Annotated in this window: 16 protein-coding genes and 1 tRNA gene; 5 read left to right on the top strand and 12 right to left on the bottom strand. The window is 71.8% G+C overall.

Going from position 1 to position 15,533, the window contains the following annotated elements; genetic code table 11:
- Positions 1-55: 55 nt before the first annotated feature.
- Entirely contained in the window at positions 56-1,333 is a 1,278-nt protein-coding gene (locus GPA03_RS03055) for a VWA domain-containing protein (RefSeq protein ID WP_156250506.1), read from the top strand.
- Complete coding sequence (locus GPA03_RS03060; protein ID WP_156250507.1) at positions 1,330-2,205, top strand: FHA domain-containing protein; 876 nt, start codon at positions 1,330-1,332, stop codon at positions 2,203-2,205. The genes GPA03_RS03055 and GPA03_RS03060 overlap by 4 nt, the downstream gene beginning before the upstream one ends.
- 8 nt (positions 2,206-2,213) lie before the next feature.
- Here the strand turns inward: GPA03_RS03060 and GPA03_RS03065 are convergent, their stop codons facing one another.
- From GPA03_RS03065 to GPA03_RS03080, 4 genes are read right to left on the bottom strand one after another with little or no spacing between them, the layout of a single operon-like run.
- Complete coding sequence (locus GPA03_RS03065; RefSeq protein ID WP_156250508.1) at positions 2,214-4,754, bottom strand: CHAT domain-containing protein; 2,541 nt, start codon at positions 4,752-4,754, stop codon at positions 2,214-2,216.
- A gap of 60 nt (positions 4,755-4,814) precedes the next feature.
- Positions 4,815-5,297 carry a carboxypeptidase regulatory-like domain-containing protein gene (locus GPA03_RS03070; protein WP_156250509.1) on the bottom strand — a complete coding sequence of 161 codons (483 nt, stop codon included), beginning with the start codon at positions 5,295-5,297 and terminating at the stop codon, positions 4,815-4,817.
- Positions 5,294-5,878 carry an RNA polymerase sigma factor gene (locus tag GPA03_RS03075; protein WP_156250510.1) on the bottom strand — a complete coding sequence of 195 codons (585 nt, stop codon included), beginning with the start codon at positions 5,876-5,878 and terminating at the stop codon, positions 5,294-5,296. Before GPA03_RS03075 ends, GPA03_RS03070 begins: the two co-directional genes overlap by 4 nt.
- Entirely contained in the window at positions 5,875-7,404 is a 1,530-nt protein-coding gene (locus GPA03_RS03080; RefSeq protein WP_156250511.1) for a S8/S53 family peptidase, read from the bottom strand. Before GPA03_RS03080 ends, GPA03_RS03075 begins: the two co-directional genes overlap by 4 nt.
- A gap of 346 nt (positions 7,405-7,750) precedes the next feature.
- Between GPA03_RS03080 and GPA03_RS03085 the strand changes: the two genes are divergently transcribed.
- Positions 7,751-7,824, top strand: a tRNA-Pro gene (locus tag GPA03_RS03085).
- Between the two features lie 140 nt (positions 7,825-7,964).
- Positions 7,965-8,147 (top strand): hypothetical protein, encoded by a 183-nt coding sequence (locus GPA03_RS03090; RefSeq protein WP_156250512.1) that lies wholly within the window; start codon positions 7,965-7,967, stop codon positions 8,145-8,147.
- On the opposite strand, the gene GPA03_RS03095 is transcribed toward GPA03_RS03090, so the two are convergent.
- The 6 genes from GPA03_RS03095 to GPA03_RS03120 form a co-directional block, all read right to left on the bottom strand.
- The gene (locus GPA03_RS03095) at positions 8,144-9,001 is read right to left on the bottom strand and encodes a phosphotransferase family protein (RefSeq protein ID WP_156250513.1); all 858 of its coding nucleotides are present in this window, start codon (positions 8,999-9,001) and stop codon (positions 8,144-8,146) included. The genes GPA03_RS03090 and GPA03_RS03095 overlap by 4 nt on opposite strands.
- A 69-nt stretch (positions 9,002-9,070) precedes the next feature.
- Positions 9,071-10,954, bottom strand: coding sequence for a heavy metal translocating P-type ATPase (locus tag GPA03_RS03100; RefSeq protein ID WP_156250514.1), 1,884 nt, complete (start codon positions 10,952-10,954; stop codon positions 9,071-9,073).
- A 106-nt stretch (positions 10,955-11,060) separates the two neighbouring features.
- Complete coding sequence (locus GPA03_RS03105) at positions 11,061-11,447, bottom strand: nuclear transport factor 2 family protein (RefSeq protein WP_156250515.1); 387 nt, start codon at positions 11,445-11,447, stop codon at positions 11,061-11,063.
- Between the two features lie 290 nt (positions 11,448-11,737).
- Positions 11,738-12,106: a fluoride efflux transporter FluC gene (locus GPA03_RS03110; protein WP_156250516.1), complete on the bottom strand. Its 369-nt coding sequence runs from the start codon at positions 12,104-12,106 to the stop codon at positions 11,738-11,740.
- Positions 12,103-12,540 (bottom strand): fluoride efflux transporter FluC, encoded by a 438-nt coding sequence (locus GPA03_RS03115; RefSeq protein ID WP_156250517.1) that lies wholly within the window; start codon positions 12,538-12,540, stop codon positions 12,103-12,105. The genes GPA03_RS03110 and GPA03_RS03115 overlap by 4 nt, the downstream gene beginning before the upstream one ends.
- On the bottom strand, positions 12,528-13,070 hold the full coding sequence (locus tag GPA03_RS03120) for a universal stress protein (protein WP_156250518.1): 543 nt from the start codon (positions 13,068-13,070) through the stop codon (positions 12,528-12,530). Before GPA03_RS03120 ends, GPA03_RS03115 begins: the two co-directional genes overlap by 13 nt.
- 19 nt (positions 13,071-13,089) lie before the next feature.
- On the opposite strand from GPA03_RS03120, the gene GPA03_RS03125 reads away from it, so the two are divergent.
- Positions 13,090-13,875: a nucleotidyltransferase domain-containing protein gene (locus tag GPA03_RS03125; RefSeq protein ID WP_162458238.1), complete on the top strand. Its 786-nt coding sequence runs from the start codon at positions 13,090-13,092 to the stop codon at positions 13,873-13,875.
- A gap of 3 nt (positions 13,876-13,878) precedes the next feature.
- Here the strand turns inward: GPA03_RS03125 and GPA03_RS03130 are convergent, their stop codons facing one another.
- Positions 13,879-14,487, bottom strand: a complete 609-nt coding sequence (locus GPA03_RS03130; RefSeq protein ID WP_206673437.1) for a M15 family metallopeptidase — start codon at positions 14,485-14,487, stop codon at positions 13,879-13,881.
- Positions 14,488-14,590: 103 nt separating this feature from the next.
- Complete coding sequence (locus GPA03_RS03135; protein WP_156250520.1) at positions 14,591-15,472, bottom strand: ArgP/LysG family DNA-binding transcriptional regulator; 882 nt, start codon at positions 15,470-15,472, stop codon at positions 14,591-14,593.
- Positions 15,473-15,533 lie beyond the last annotated feature (61 nt).

Below are 15,533 nucleotides of genomic sequence, written 5' to 3' on the forward strand. Positions count from 1 at the left end.
CACACGTCAACACACCCAGAACGGATAGCCTGCAGGGCGAGGAACAGGAGAGACGATGGCCGACTTCACCGCCGAGGTGTTCCAGAACCAGTTCTTGGCCGAGGGCGCCACGGACGTGCACGCGATCGCCCGGATCACGGCGACGAACGCGGGCGCGGCCACGGCCGGTTCCCTCGAGGCCGCCGAGGTGATCATGATCGACACCTCGGGCTCGATGGCGGGTGCGAGCTTCGCGGCCGCGCAGGAGGCGGCCAAGGTCGCGCTCGACGTCATCAACGACGGGACCTGGTTCGCGATCGTGGGCGGGAGCCACGTGGCGAACCGGGTGTTCCCCTACCCGAACGCGCCGTCGGCGATGGTGCGCATGGAGCCGGCGGCGCGCGCCGAGGCGAAGCGCGCGATCAGTATGATGCGCGCCGGTGGCGGCACGGCCATGAGCACCTGGTTGCAGCTCGCGGGCCAGCTGTTCACGACCGTGCCGCGCGGTGCGCGCCGGCACGCGATCCTGCTGACCGACGGCAAGAACGAGTCGGAGCCCAAGTCTCAGCTCACCTCGACGCTGACCCACCTGCAGGGTCAGTTCCGCTGCGACGCGCGCGGTGTCGGCTCCCGCTACGTGGTGGCCGAGGTGCGGGAGATCGCGTCAGCGCTGATGGGTTCGGACGAGCTGATCCGGGACCCCTCGCAGATCGCCGCGAGCTTTCAGGCGATGCTCGGCGAGTCGATGGCACGGGGCGTCGCCGACGCCGAGCTGCGGGTGTGGACGCCGCAGGGCTCGGAGCTGCTCTACGTCAAGCAGGTCTCCCCGAAGCTCGACGACCTGACCCCGCGCAAGCACGTGGTCAACCCGCTCACGGCCGGGTTCCCCACCGGAGCCTGGGGCGACGAGAGCCGCGAGTACCACGTGGCGGTGCGTGTCGGGTCGAAGCCGGTCGGTGCCGAGCAGCTCGCCGCGCGGGTCCAGATCGTCACGAACGGTGAGGTGCAGGCATCCGGGCTCGTCAAGGCGATGTGGTCCAGCGACTCCAGCCTCACCGCGCGGATCAACCCGGAGGTCGCGCACTACACCGGCCAGGCCGAGCTCGCCGACGCGATCCAGCAGGGTCTCGCCGCCAAGGCGGCGGGGGATGAGGCGACGGCGACCGTCAAGCTGGGCCGCGCTGTCCAGCTGGCCAAGGAGACCGGCAACGACGAGGCCACGTCACGGCTCCGACGTGTCGTCGAGATCGAGAACGAGGAGCGGGGCACCGTGCGCCTCAAGCGGCACACCGACAAGCTCGACGAGATGGCTCTGGACACCGCCTCCACCAAGACCACCCGGATCCGCAAGTGAGCGCCGTCTGCCCGCAGGGCCACAGCTCGCAGGCGGAGGACTACTGCGACATCTGTGGTGCGCCCATCGAGGCGGCCTCGGCCGCCCCCGTGGTGCCGAGCCCCGCGGAGCCGGCCGCCACGGGCGAGCCGCGCGCGTGCCCGCACTGCGGCTCGCCTGCGGCGCCGAACGCGCTGTTCTGCGAGAACTGCGGCTACGACTTCACCACCGGGACGGCGCCGCAGCCGGTTCAGCAGACCGCACCCGACCCGTGGGCGCTCCCGGGGGACCAGGAGCAGGGCAGCTCAGCGGCCGAGGGGGCCGAGCAGCCAGATCCCGCGGCGGCCGATCCCGTAGCAGCTGGTAGCGATCCGGCGGAAGGTGACCCGGGCGAGGGTGCAGCCGACCCGGCCGGGCCGGCCGAGAGCGCCGAGGAGGCTGAGCAGGCGCGCCCCACCGGCGGGCTGCAGGCGCCGCCTGTTCCCGGTGAGGACGAGTGGGTCGCCGAGCTCTGGGTGGATCCGGACTGGTACGAGGCGCAGGCCCCCGAGGACCCGATGCCCTCACCCGGGTCCCCGCAGGTGATCCCGCTGCGCCAGCGGACCGTGCTGGTGGGCCGCCCCTCCGCCTCACGAGGCATCCACCCCGAGGTCGATGCCGGTGCGGATACCGGGGTCTCGCGTCGCCACTGCCAGCTCAGCACCGACGGGCACGCCTGGTCGGTCGAGGATCTCGACTCCTCGAACGGGACCTATGTCAGCGTGCCGGGGGAGCCGCTCCCGACGACGCCGCTCGAGGTCGGGGTCCGCCACGAGCTCGCGGACGGCGAGCGGGTGTTCCTGGGCGGCTGGACCCGGCTCGTGGTCCGGAAGGCGTTCCCCGGGGAGTTCTGAGGTCGGCGTCAGCGACCAGGCATCGAGGACGTTGGGTCGGCGAGCACCCAGTCGGACCCGTAGGTGCAGAACAGGTGTGCCGCGCCGGCGTGGTCGATCTCGCCGGTCGCTCGGTGCAACGCTGCCGAGGAGCTGATACCGGCAGCCAGGTGGCGGTGGTAGGCCGTCATCAGCTGGGCGGCGACGTCGTCGTCGACCGGTGCGACCGCGGCGACCACGCTCCGTGCCCCGCATGCCAGCAGGGTGGCCGTGAGCCCGATCGACTCGTCGCCGGGCCGGATCATCGCGCGGCCCGTGTCGCACGCCGACAGCACCACGTGCGCTGCGCGCACACCACGGCGTTGGAGCTCGTACGCGAACAGCGGCCCGTCGTGCATCGTCACCGACGAGAACAGCGCGTTCTGCTCGTGGTGGTGCCCGTGCGCGGCGATGTGCACGACGTCGGAGGTGGCGAGCGCCTCGGCGAGGTCGGACCCGGTGGCGGTCAGCATGGCGACGCCCCGGCCTGCCCAGGCGTCGGCGACCTTCTTGGCCTCGTCGTCGGCGCGGGTCAGGTGCGGCCCGGCGAGGGCGGCCACGTGCCCGGTTGTGGCCGGGGGCTGCTCACCGGTGACCCAGCCCGTCAGCGAGGAGGCGACGACGACCGGGCGCTCTGCCAGGTTCGGGAGCAGCCGCCAGGGCAACGATCTGAGCACCTTGGTGCTGACCACCAGCAGCCGGGACCGGGTCATCGGCACCGGCAGCAGGCGAGCGACGGCGTCGACCCGGCTGCTCAACGACCGCCGCACGACGGTCGCCAGCGCGCCCGGGAGCCGGCGGCCGGCCATCGCGACATCGGCGAGCAGCAGCCGGTTCTGCTCGGCCACGTGCTCGGCGTCCCCGAGGTCGTGGAGCTGCATGCCGCGGGCATCGATGGTCACGGCGCCGAGACGCCCGCCTGCCGCGAACAGGGCCAGGACGTCGGTGTCGGTCGCGGCGGCGAGCGCGCTCACCGCCGAGGCGCGGACGGGGCTGAGCGGGCGTGCGCCCTGGTCGTCGTCGGCGAGCTCCCACTCTCGCTGCCTGATCGCGACCTCGAGGTCGTGGGCCCGGCGGGTGAGGGGGTCGGTGCCGCCGTCGTCTGCGCTGCCGGCGAGCTGGGAGCGGATGACGCGCAGCTGGGTGAACAGCTCGTCGAGGGTGCTGTCCTGGTGGGGGACCAGGCTCGGCAGGCGGCTGGTGGCGGCGCGCCACCGCTCGGTCGCGGCGAGCACCTGCGCGGGTGAGCCGGTCTTGACCGCTGTTCCGACGTCGAGGGTGACGAGCCGTTGCGCGTGGAGCGCGAACGCCGTGCGGGTGTCGATCGAGGCGGGTCGGGCCTGCTGCTCGGCGACGCGTCGTGCGGCCTCGCGCAGGCGTCGGCGTGCCTGGTCGGGGCGGCCTGCGGCGAGGGCCAGCTGTGCGGCCAGCCAGTCCAGCTGCAGCCGGCCGCTCGGCGCGACGGCGTGCCCTCGCACGTGGCTGAGCAGCGCCCCGGCGCCGGCGGTGTCCCCGGCAGCGAGCCTGGCATGGGTCGCAGCGAGCAACGCGTCGCGGCGGACCGCCCTGGACTGAGCGGGGAGCTGCTCCAGGCGGCGCGCTAGCGTGGCGGCCGCGCGCGGCCGCGCACCCGCGGCCAGCACGGCCTCGGCGCGCAGGATCTCGGCCTGCACCCACCAGCCGTCGGCGCCGCGACGGCGGAACAACCGGGCAGCCTGCGATGCCGCGGCACTGGCCCGCTCCGGTCGGCCCCGCAGCAGCTCGAGGCGTGCGGTGTCCACGAGGGCCTCGCCGACCTCGTGGGGGAGGCGGTGCTCGGTCGCGATCGTCACGGCGTCGTGCAGGAGCTCGGAGGCCTCGTCGGTGAGACCCGAGTGCAGGAGCACTCGGGCGTAGTCGCGCTTCGCGGTGGCCCGCGCGACCCGGACATCCATCCGGTCGGCCTCGCCCATCGCACGCAGCGCGCCCGGCACGTCACCGACGAGGAAGTGCGTGTAGCCGAGGTTGTGCCGCGCCTTGAACACGAGGTCAGGTGCGTGGGCCGTGTCGGCGAGGTGGAGCGCGGTCTGGAGGTCGGTCACGCAACGGTCGTGCTCGCCGAGGTACTGGCGAGCGGTGGCCCTGTTGAGGTGGACCGAGGCGAGCTGACGCGCGGTCAGCCAGCCGTTCTCGGGGTCGATCCGGGAGAGCAGCTCCACCGCCACCCGCCACTGCCCGCATCTGGCCAGCAGACCGGCCCGCTGGACCAGGCCAAGGGCGCGAACACCGTCGCCGTCGTGCCCGGGCACGAGCGAGTCCGCCTCGTCGAGAAGCGCCAGGGCCGGCTCGAGCCCGTGCCGCTCGAACACCGGTGAGGCGAGGGTGATGGTGGCCGAGCCCCGCAGCAGCTGGTCCTCGAGCTCGGCACCAGGACGCGACAACGCGCGGATGGCGCGGCGCAGCAGCTGCTCCGCGGCTGACGGCCGCCCCACCGAGTTGGCCGCACGGGCACGCTCGATGAGCTCGGCCACCGGGACGGGTTCGGCGACCATCACGCTCTCGGTTCGTTGAGGGTTGCCGCCACCCTAGCGACTCGTCGCGACCCGAGAGGGTCACACCTCCATGGAGGGTGTGATCACCGGGCTGGTGTCGCCGTCGGCGAACCTGAACACGAACTGGACCAAGCCCCGTTCGACGTCGGCGAAGGCGAAGCGACCCTCGGCGTCGACCGGTGCGGTCGAGGTCCGCTGCCGCTCCCGCAGCTCGACCTCGGCGAGGTCGCCGTCGAGCCAGCCGTCGATCCGCACGGTGTCGTTGTCCACCCTGCTGATGGTCACGACCGCAGACATGGACTCGCTGGTGAAGGTCACCGTGTCCACACGGGTGTAGTCGTGGCTGCGCACGCCGGCGAGGTCGACCGGCATCCGCTGCAGCTCGGCGAGCTCGGCGTGCAGCGCCTGGACGGTGAGGGCGAGCTGGACGCGCTCGTCGAGGTCGGCGGGCATGGGGTCGGCTGCCTCGAGCGTGGCTCGCAGCTCATCGAGGAGCGCGATGTCCAGCTCGTCGAGCGGCTGCTCGAAGCTCGGGTCGGTCATGTCGGTGTCCCCCAGGAGGTGTCGGATAGCAGCGCCCGTCGCAGCGCGTCGAGGCAGCGACCCCGGGTGGGGCCGATGCTGCCCACGGGCATGCCGAGTGCCGCGCTGATCGAGGCGTAGTCGGGTCGGTCGGCGAACGCGATCACCTGCAGCAGGGTGCGGCAGCGTTCGGACAGGTCCGACACGTGGGACCACAGCACGCGCTGGTCCTCGTCGAGCTCGGCCAGGGCATCGGGCGACAGGTCGATCGCTGGTGCGTCGTCGTCGAGCTCGGTGGGGATCTCGCGGCGATCGCGGCCGGTGCGGCGCCACGCCTCCCGTTTCACGGTGACGATCAGCCACTTCAGCAGTGCCTGCGGGTCGGCGACCCGGTCGGCGTGCTCCACCAGCCGCAGCCACGCGACCTGGACCACGTCCGCAGCTGTCTCGGGGTCGGTGCCCTGGCTGCGCGCGGTGCGCCACAGCACCGGGTTGAGCAGCTCGACCACCTCGGCCATCCGGTGGCTCTCGCCGGCCCGGTAGGCGGCGAAGGCTCGACCGGCGCGGACAGCCAGGGAGTTCGGTTTCGCGTGCGCGCTCATGACGAGACCTCGGTCGGTCGGTCGAGGACAGCGGCGAGCGCCCGCCGGGTCGGCTCGGTGCCGGTCCCGCCGTCGAGCCACTCCTCATCGGTGGTGAGCGCCGTCGCGATCTCGGCGGCGAGGGCCGGGGCTGCGAAGGAGGTACCGCTCCAGATGGCGAAGCCGGAGCTGAAGTCGTCGCGGTCGACCGTGCTGCGTTGACCGACGACGACGGTGGGTGACAGACCGCCCTGCAACGCGGTGGGGACGGTGCTGACGATCGCGGCGCCGGGCCGGTGCGTGGTCACCCAGGGGCCGTCGTTGGTGAACAGCGCGACCGTGCTGCTGTTCGGGTTCTGGGCGCCGACGCTGACGAGCGGCGGGGTGCCGGCGGTGGGCACGTTCTGCCCGCGGCGCAGCGCCAGACCAGCGGGGTAGAACGGGTCGGCGACGGCGCTGTTGCCCGCTGCTGCGACGACGGCGATGCCGACGTCGGACAGCTCGCGCAGCAAGTGTGCGAGGGCGGACGTCGAGGCGATGTCCTCGGCCGAGCCCTCCTCGTGGTGATAGCCCATCGAGAGGCAGACGACGTCGACCAGCTCCTCGAGACTGCCCGCGTCCAGCGCCGCGCGCTGTCGGCTGAGCAGCCTGCGCAGCGCGGTGTGGACCAGATACTCCTCGACCACTCCGTCAGCACCGAGCACCGGGATCGAGAGGAGGCGGGCGCGTGCGCTGCGTTGTCGGACGACCCCGGCGATGAACGTCCCGTGGCCGGCAAGCGGTCCGACCGTACCCGTGAGCGGGTCGATCACACCGGTGTCGTGACCATCGACCAGGAGGTCCTCGACGACGGGTTCCCACCGCTCGACGTCGGGATCGCCGTCCGGGAACCAGGGGTGGATGCCGAGACCGGTGTCCACGATGGCGACGACGGGCGCGCGCCGCGGCTGCGGCGCGTACGTACGCGGGTCGGGTGCCTGCCACACCACCGGGGTGCGGCCCCCGATGCCCGCGGCACCGTACTCACCCAAACCCTGGCCGCCGCGGCCGCCGAAAGGCACCGGGTCCCAGTAGGGGACCGGGTCCCAGTACGGGACCGGGTCCCAGTACGGGACCGGGTCCCAGTAGGGGTCGGCCGCGGTCATGACGTGGTTGAGCCCGATGCGTCCTTCGAGATCGGGATGGCTGGTCAGCACGCTCTGCAGGACCTGCCAGGCGTCGACACCGGTCCCGAGCCGGTCGCCGCATCGGGACAGCGTGAGGCGGGTGCTGCGCGGGCCGGTGGTCGCTGCTGACTTGGCGGAGCGGCGGTCGTGGTGACAGGAGCACTCGACGTCGAGCTCGCCGTCCAGGAGGGACCGGATCTGGGTGACCGCTTCGTCGTCGGGACCCTCGCCCGTGAGCAGCAACGAGTCACCCACGTAGGCGGTGGGTGTCAGGTGCCGGCTGCCGCGCCGCACCGCGTTGGCCGGGTCGAGCACCCGGACGCGGAGTCGCTGGGTCGCGTTGCGCCGCGGGCGGGGGAGGGGAGGCGAGAAGTCAGACATGGCTCTCCGGGTGGTCGGGGCCCCTGAGCGCACAGCCTAGGGGTCGCCGAGGTTCGTGGTCGGTCGAACGGAAGGAGCGGCGATGCGGTGTCCTGATACACCGCCGGAAGGCTTCGGTGCCCGATGTATCAGGCGCGGCCCGACCTGCTCGTTGGGGGATGAGACCGGCGGCGCGGGGGCCGTACGGGTGTCACGTCCGGGATGGCGAGACACGGGCGGGGGACTCGAGGGGTGGGACGGCTGCAGGGGGTCGTCCCACCCCTCGCTGGTGATCCTGATCACGTCGTCCTGATGGCCGGAGCAGCCGCACCGCTGCGGTAGGCTCGTCCAGGTCCTTCGGGACCATCGGGCTGTGGCGCAGCTTGGTAGCGCACTTGACTGGGGGTCAAGGGGTCGCAGGTTCAAATCCTGTCAGCCCGACCGTGTGATGTCTCAGGACATCGCGGACACCCGGACCCACGAAAGCGTGGGTTCGGGTGTCTCTCGTTTGACGCGGCTCATGCGTGGGCGGGTCGTGTGTACCGACGACGATGTCGGTGCTCAGCTCTACTGTCAACCGCATGCCTCAGCGCGCGGCGTGGACCGACGAGCAACTCGTCGCTGCGGTGCAGGCGTCAACGAGCTGGCGTTCGGTGGCGTACGCATTGGGCTTGGCTCGTGGCTCCACGCACCGCGTCAAGCGTCGAGCCCAGGAGCTCAGCCTCGACACCACGCACATGATCGGGAACCGGCGGTGGAGCTAGGTTGCGAGGGACGCAAGCATGTCGATCACGTCTTCTCGGACGTTGGCGAGGAGGGCTGCGGCGTCGCTTCCTGGCCGCGACGTCGCGGCGAGCTCGACCAACGACCAGGCCTTCGCGTGAAGGATGTCGGTCTCGTTGATCTTCTCGCTTCCGTACGTCCGGGCGATCTGGCGAGCGGTAGCGGAGTCGCCGAGCCCCGGCATGAGGATGCCGAGATCGATTGCGGGGTGGGCGAGGCTCACGCGCTCCCAGTCGATGAGTACGGGCGCTCCTGTGGAGTCGATCCGCCAGTTCTTCGGATTCGGATCGGCCGAGACGACGTTCACGGGATCGAACAGGTACTGGCATCGGTGGGACAGGGCTCTCAGGGCGTGCGCCAACGAGGCCGAGGCGTGGAGGTTCTTCACTGCAGCGGCAGTGAGCGTCTCGTCCCAGCTCGGGACATAACGATCCACGATCTGGGCAATCGGCCCAGGAGGGAACCCGTGCAACCTCCGCAGCACATCGATGACGCTGGGATCGGCGCCCCATCTCTCTCGCGGTAGCGCCGACGGCAGGTAGGTGAAGAGCAGCCACTGGTTCTCGTCGTCCAGCCTGACGAGGATGGCGTCGAGCGTCGGCACGCCGTGCGCATCGAGGTCGGCGTGCAGCGTGGTGGCCACCGCGATCTCACCGGCGGCGACCGGACCCTTCGCGACGAGGGTACGGCGGGGGCCACGGGCAGCGACGACCGTTCGACCCGAGAGCCCTCCCAGCACGGAGAGCTCCTCCACCCGGCCGACGTCGGCCTCGATCGCCGCGCGGACCTCGTGTGGGAGTTGTCGGGCGTGATGGTCGACGTCCATGCCTGTCATCTCCCCATTCTGCTGACGCCATGACCGGTTGGGTTCTCTGCGAAGCTGACTGAGCTGTGCTCGGGCCCCTCAGGGCCGGCGTTCCGATCGCGGACCGACCGCGCGCAGCGCCCCGAGGATGGCGACGAGGTCGACGACCTCCTGCAACCAGGCGCCCACCAGGGCAGGCAGGAAGCCGAAGGCAGCGACGAGCATCAGACCGACGCTGATGATGATGCCCAGCCAGATGCTCTGCAGCGCGATCCGCACCGTGTCCTTCCCCACGAGGACAGCGCGGGGGAGGGAGGACAGGCTGTCGTAGCGGTTCACGATGTCGGCAGACTCGCTCGCGGCGGTGGCACCCCGAGCACCCATCGCGAAACCGATATCGGCGGCGGCGAGCACCGGGGCGTCGTTGAGGCCGTCGCCGACCATGATGAGCGGGCGCGGCTGGACCTCGCTGACGATGCGCACCTTGTCCGAGGGGCGGCACTCGGCGTGCACCTCACCGATGCCGAGGCGGGCCGCGATCGGACTGGCCGTGGCCTCCACGTCTCCGGTGACCATCAGGGTGCGCTCGATCCCGAGCCCGCGCAGGTCCGCAAGCGCCTGCGCAGCGTCGGCACGCACCTGATCGCGCATCACGACAGCGCCGGCGAAGCGGTCGTCGACGGCCACGTAGATCGCCAGCTCGCCAGGCTCGAGGCTCGCGGGAGTCAGGGCGGGTGCGTACTCGCGGAGCCAGGACGGCTTGCCCACCCGGACCGTCGTCGTCGTACCGTCGGTCCCGACGGCCAGGGAAGCGGCGACGCCGTTGGTGGCTACCTCCTCGGCATGCATCGCCTCGAGCAGCGAGCAACCGCGCTCCTTGGCCGCCGCGACGACCGAGCTGGCGAGCACGTGCGAGGAGTACACCTCGGCGGAAGCAGCGAGCTGCAGCACCCGGTCCTCGCTGATGCCGCCCTCGGCCACGACCCGTTCGAGCACGGGTCGCCCGCTCGTGATCGTGCCGGTCTTGTCGAAGGCAGCGGAGCGTGCACGCGAGAGCTGCTCCAGGGTGCCCCCGCCCTTGACGATCAGCCCGAAGCGCGCTGCTCGGCTCATACCGCCGAGGAAGGCGACCGGTGCAGCGATCAGCAGCGGGCACGGGGTCGCGACCACCAGCACCTCGGCGAACCTGACCGCATCGCCGCTGACCGCCCATGCGATCCCGGCGATCGTGAGCGACAGCAGCGTGAACGGCACCGCGTAGCGGTCGGCGAGCCGCACGACCTTCGCCTTGCTGCCGGCTGCCTGCTCGACCAGCTGCACGATCTGCTGGTACTCGCTGTCCGACGCGAGCGCAGCAGCACGCATGGTCACGGCGGTGGCACCGTTGACAGCGCCGCTGGCCACCCGCTCGCCCGCCACGCGTTCGACCGGGAGGCTCTCACCGGTGAGCGAAGACTCGTCCAGCACGGCCTGGTCCGACACCAGGATCGCGTCCACAGGCACGAGTGCGCCGGGTCGCACGAGCAGCAGGTCGCCCACCTCGACCGCATCGACGGGCACCTCGGTGGTCACGGCTTCGAGGGTGGTACCGCTCGCGGCGCTGCCGAGCAGCAGGGTGGCCTGCTGCGGTGCCTTCCGCAGCAGCGCCGTGAGCTCACGCTTGGAACGGTTCTCCGCGTAGTCCTCGAGCGCCGCGCCGCCGGTGAGCATCAGGACCACCACGAGCGCGGCCCACGGCTCGCCGACCAGGACCGCCGCCGTGATCGCGGTGACGGCGAGGATGTCGAGGCCCGCACGGCCGTTGAGCAGCTGCCGGATCATGCCGACCGCCTCCCACGCGGCGATCGCGAGCGCGTACCCGCCGACGATCCACGGGGCCGTGCTCCTCGCCCCGGTGGCCAGCAGCAGGAGACCGAGTGCCGCGACCGCCACGGTCGCGAAGACCAGCGGATACGCCTGGAGAGCGGTGCGCACTCGTGCCATGTCTCAGACGATGACAGAACAAGGTCGACGGCGCACCGCAGGACAGCCTTGCCTGCCCGCCGTGCGCCGGCTCCGGCGACTACCTCGATGCCGCGCAGGATCGGGCTCAGTGAGCGGGTACGTGCCCAGGAGCGCGGTCGATGAACGTGGTGACCGATGCGATCCTGCCGTCGCCAGCGACGATGAGCACGTCCGTTCCCTCCGCGAACGGTTCGTCGCCCACCACCAGCTCCCACGAGACCCGAGCGCGGTCGTGGTGCAGGTCGGGCGCGCGGCTCGTGCGGAACGTGTACGAGCCGACGTTGCTCGTGAACTGCTCCGTGAAGTCGGCCAGCGCGTCGACGCCTGTCAGGACTCCTGCCGGCGCGACGTAGACGACGTCGGCGGCGAACGTCTCTGCGCCGTTGCGTCGCTGCGCGTCGGGAGTCGCGTTCCAGAACTCGACGTAGCGTGCGACGGACTCGTCCATCCGCACGTCGGTGGCTTCGGTCATGATGTCCTCCGATCCGCTGGGGCGGGGACGGTCCCGCCTCGACGAGCATGGCTCTGGCGCTCGGGGCTTGTCGATGACCTGCGAGGTCATGGGGGGCGGGAACAAACATGACAAGCCGCCCGTTGTACACGATGTCTGAGCCGCATGCTCTGGTTCCCTCTGGCAGAGGAGGTGCGGCGGCGAGTCCGGGCAGAAGCCGGAACAGGTCGACCAGTCACAAGGGTCGACGGCGCACGCGGGGCGCCCCACGAGACCACTCCCGCGCCGGTCGGCCGTGGTGAGCGATCCGCTCACCCGGTACCGAGGCGGCTCCCGAGGACCATGCCGATCCCGCCGGCGGCGAGGCCGAGCAGGAGCATCCCGACGGCGTGACTCACGGCCCGTCCGACCCGCCCTGCGAGCAGCAGCCGGGCCGCCTCGACGCTCGCCGTGCTGAAGGTCGAGTACCCGCCGAGGAAGCCGACACCGATCACGCCGACGGCTGCGCTGTCCGCCCGGCCGGTGACCCAGCCCGCCAGCATCCCGATCAGCAGGCAGGCGGTCGTGTTGACGACGAGCGTGCCCAGGGGAGTGGCGCTGCGGGTGCGGCGTTGCACGGCACCGTCGACGAGGAACCGCATCGCCGCCCCGAGCCCGCCGGCAAGCGCCACGAGGATCATCGTGAACCGCGCCGGCCCAGCGACCGGGAGGCCAGGATCCCGGCGACCGCGGCCGCGACCCCGATCACGACGCTGACCACCGCGTAGCCCAGGCCGAGCAGCGTCGCGCCCCCCGTCAGCAGCTGTGCGGTCTCGTGGATGAACGTGCTGTAGGTCGTGAACCCGCCGAGCACGCCCGTGCCGCAGAGCAGCCGGATCGCCCGTCGGCGGCCTTCGTCCGGGCCACCGCGCGCGAGCACCTCGAGCAGCGCACCCAGCACGAACGACCCGACGACGTTGATCGTCAAGGTTGTCCATGGCAGCGCACCGGGCGCGGCGGGCGCGGCCGCCTCCAGTGCCGCGCGGGCGGCGCTGCCGAGTGCACCGCCGACCGCGACCATCCCGGCGTGCCGCAGCATGACCGCTGGGCCGGGGCGGTGGCTCACCGAGCCCATGGAGCGCCGATGTCCTTCCAGTCCACCACGCTCAGCGGCACGGTCAGGACCGGGCGGTGCTGGTGGTGCGCCAGGTGGGCGGCCACCGATCCCTCGACGAACTCCTTCAGGCGCGCGCCGGCACCTGGTGCGCGCGTGCCGACGACGATCGCGGCGGCGTCGACCGCGCGGGCAAGGTGGGTCAGGGCACGGTCCGGCCGACCCGCGAGATAGACGAGGCGCCACGGCACGGAGCCGTCCACGAGCTCGCCGGCCCATCGGGTCAGCGCATCCGAGACGTCGCGCCACGTCTCGTCGTCGGAGTCCGGGTCGAGGGGTGCATGGCGGACGCTGCCGTCGGCGCTCTCGTCCACCACGTACCGCGAGGGGTCCGCGTAGCCGAGATGAAGCTCCGCGCCGGTCGCGACGGCGAGCAGCACGGCCGTGCGGACAACCAACGGATCCTGGCCAGGGATCACGCCGACGACCACCGGACGCCCGACGAACGGGACCAGCCGTTCCAGCGCCGGCTGCGGCACCGAGTGGCTCATGGTGCGCCATGCTATGCCCATGCATCACCAGGAGGAGACCCTCGCCGCGTACGTGCGCACGGTGGCCGCCGACGAGGAGAGCATCGCCGTCGTCGTCGTGGGCTCGCTCGCGAGGGGCACCGAGCGCCGGGACTCCGACGTCGACGTCTACCTGATCGTGACGGAGGCGGCCTTCGCTCGCGCGATCGAGCGCGAGCAGCTCAGCTATGTCGACACCGCCGTCTCGACATACGACGGCGGATACGTCGACATCAAGGTCGCCACGCTGGACTACTTGCGTCGGGCCGCGGACGAGGGTGACGACCCCGTGCGGGCGTCCTTCCTCGGCGCCCGGGTGGCATGGAGCAGGGAACCGGAGGTCGCCGACCTCGTGGCCGCGATCCCGGTCCTGCCCGATGCTGTCTGGGAGGACCGGTCGGCCTCCTTCATCGCCCAGATGCGGCTGTACGGCGGCTACTTCCTCAAGCAGGGAGAGCAGCTCGGCGACGAGTACCTGCTCCGCTGGGCCGCACTCCACACGGCCAGCTCCGCCGGCAGGGCGCTGCTCGCCCGTGCGCACGTGCTCTTCCCGGGCAACAAGTACCTCAGCGACCTGCTCGCCGGGCTGCCCGATCTTCCGAGCGGGTACCTGCAGCTCGCGGACCAGCTTCTCGCCGCACCCACGGCGGAGATCGGCGCGACGTTCCTCGCGCTGGTCGAGGCGCACCACCACTGGCCGATCAGTCGCGAGCAGACGCTCTCGCGGTTCGTCCGGGAGAACGAGCTCGCGTGGCTGACGCGCGTGCCGCCGCCCGAGTTCCGCTGAGCGTCACTGGAGCCGCGGGTCCTCGGTGGGGTCGAGGTACGGCCGAGGGCAGCTGCTCCCGACCGCCTCCGGCCGCAGCTCGAAGTGCCAGGGTTCGTTGACGTAGATCTGGCAGAGCCCGTACTCGGCTCCGAAGCGGGAGAGCCAGTCGACCGCGTCGTAGGGGCCGATGTCGACGGCGTTCCCCGTCACGTGCGGCGATGTCGCCGGCGTGGCCACCCAGCGGGCTGCTTCCTCCTCGGAGCCGTACGTGGCCACGGCGTCGGCCAGCAGCTGTTGCTGGTACTCCGGTGAGCGCCAGCCGCTCGTGACGGTGAGGGTGACGCCGCGCGCTCCCGCGGCCTCAGCGGCGTCCTGGAGCGCGTGCAGCAGCGCGGTCTCCAGGTTCGCGACCCCCGGGTACGCGGTCTCGGTGACCCCCACGCCCTCGGGAAGGACGCCGTCAGCGGCATCGATCACGCCATCGGAACTCGTGGTGCTGGCGGCGGTCGGCGGCTGCGGCGCCGCAGGCGAGCGCTCGTAGAGCACGAGGCCGACAGTGGCCGCGACGATGACCACCAGACCGATCGCGGTGCTCAGCAGGGGGCCTCGGGTCCGGGTGGGGGCGTTCACCCCACCAGGCTGGCCGCGGGCCGTCCTTCTGTCATCGGCCCGCGGTGCGATGCTGCTGGCGTGGTCTCCCACCGGGGGATCAGGTCGGGGTCAGACCAACGACCTACCGCAGCACCCTGCGTGCCGCCTCGCGAAGGGTGTCACCGACCTCCCGGAGCAGGGCGGAGGAACGCCGCCACTGCTGCCAGTAGAGCGGGACATCGACGACGGCGCGCTCACCCAGGCGGACCAGCTCACCGACGCGGACCTCTTCGCGGCACTCGATCTCGGGGATCATCCCCCAGCCCATGCCGAGCCTGATGGCTTCGGCGTACTCCGCCGAGGCCGGGATGTAGTGGCTCGGCGGATCGATGCGCGCGCGGGTGAGCTGCGTGAGACAGCGCCGCTGCAGACCGTCCTTGCGGTCGTACGTGACGGTGGGCGCCACCGACAGGGACGTGGCCTCGACCCCGCCCTCGAACCAGCGCCGGGCGTACCCGGGCGCACAGACCGCGAGGTAGCGCATCACGCCCAGCCGTTCCACCGAGCATCCGGGTACCGGTTCGGCCTCCGCCGTCACCGCTCCCGCGGCCGCGCCCTCCCGCAGGAGCGCGAGCGAGTGCGCCTCGTCCTCACGCAGCACCTCGAGGTGGACCAGGTCCACCAGTCCGGCGAGAGGCGGCAGCGCCCAGGTGTGCAGCGAGTCCGAGTTGACGACGATCGTCAGCGGCGCCGGCCCGATGGCCTCCGGCGCCAGCTCGGCTCGCAGGTCCGCGCTGAGCTGCTCGAGCTGCCGCGCGAACCGCAGCACCGCGAGCCCGGCGGCGGTCAGCTCCACGGGCCGGGTCCGGTGCAGCACCGGCCGCCCGAGCTCGGCCTCCAGGGCGCGCACCCGCTGGCTCACCGCCGACGGTGTGACCTGCAGCCGGCCGGCCGCAGCCTCGAACGTGCCGGACTCGGCGATCGCGGCGATCGTGCGTGCGGCAGCCACGTCGACGAGGGTCATGAAGATGATCTTATGGTGGATCAGGAACATGAGCTGGGTTGCAGACTCTGGTGGACGTACG

Origin of the sequence: Pseudactinotalea terrae (assembly GCF_009733845.1) — a bacterium.
GTDB classification, from domain to species: Bacteria; Actinomycetota; Actinomycetes; order Actinomycetales; family Beutenbergiaceae; genus Pseudactinotalea; species Pseudactinotalea terrae.

What these genes read in the sequence shown, in the direction of transcription:
- GPA03_RS03100 (WP_156250514.1), bottom strand. Translation starts at nt 10,954, where the DNA reads ATGGCACGAGTGCGCACCGCTCTCCAGGCGTATCCGCTGGTCTTCGCG.
- GPA03_RS03105 (WP_156250515.1), bottom strand. Translation starts at nt 11,447, where the DNA reads ATGACCGAAGCCACCGACGTGCGGATGGACGAGTCCGTCGCACGCTAC.
- GPA03_RS03080 (WP_156250511.1), bottom strand. Translation starts at nt 7,404, where the DNA reads ATGTCTGACTTCTCGCCTCCCCTCCCCCGCCCGCGGCGCAACGCGACC.
- GPA03_RS03070 (WP_156250509.1), bottom strand. Translation starts at nt 5,297, where the DNA reads ATGACCGACCCGAGCTTCGAGCAGCCGCTCGACGAGCTGGACATCGCG.
- GPA03_RS03075 (WP_156250510.1), bottom strand. Translation starts at nt 5,878, where the DNA reads ATGAGCGCGCACGCGAAACCGAACTCCCTGGCTGTCCGCGCCGGTCGA.
- GPA03_RS03115 (WP_156250517.1), bottom strand. Translation starts at nt 12,540, where the DNA reads ATGGGCTCGGTGAGCCACCGCCCCGGCCCAGCGGTCATGCTGCGGCAC.
- GPA03_RS03120 (WP_156250518.1), bottom strand. Translation starts at nt 13,070, where the DNA reads ATGAGCCACTCGGTGCCGCAGCCGGCGCTGGAACGGCTGGTCCCGTTC.
- GPA03_RS03090 (WP_156250512.1), top strand. Translation starts at nt 7,965, where the DNA reads ATGCCTCAGCGCGCGGCGTGGACCGACGAGCAACTCGTCGCTGCGGTG.
- GPA03_RS03125 (WP_162458238.1), top strand. Translation starts at nt 13,090, where the DNA reads ATGCATCACCAGGAGGAGACCCTCGCCGCGTACGTGCGCACGGTGGCC.
- GPA03_RS03135 (WP_156250520.1), bottom strand. Translation starts at nt 15,472, where the DNA reads ATGACCCTCGTCGACGTGGCTGCCGCACGCACGATCGCCGCGATCGCC.
- GPA03_RS03110 (WP_156250516.1), bottom strand. Translation starts at nt 12,106, where the DNA reads ATGATCCTCGTGGCGCTTGCCGGCGGGCTCGGGGCGGCGATGCGGTTC.
- GPA03_RS03095 (WP_156250513.1), bottom strand. Translation starts at nt 9,001, where the DNA reads ATGACAGGCATGGACGTCGACCATCACGCCCGACAACTCCCACACGAG.
- GPA03_RS03065 (WP_156250508.1), bottom strand. Translation starts at nt 4,754, where the DNA reads ATGGTCGCCGAACCCGTCCCGGTGGCCGAGCTCATCGAGCGTGCCCGT.
- GPA03_RS03055 (WP_156250506.1), top strand. Translation starts at nt 56, where the DNA reads ATGGCCGACTTCACCGCCGAGGTGTTCCAGAACCAGTTCTTGGCCGAG.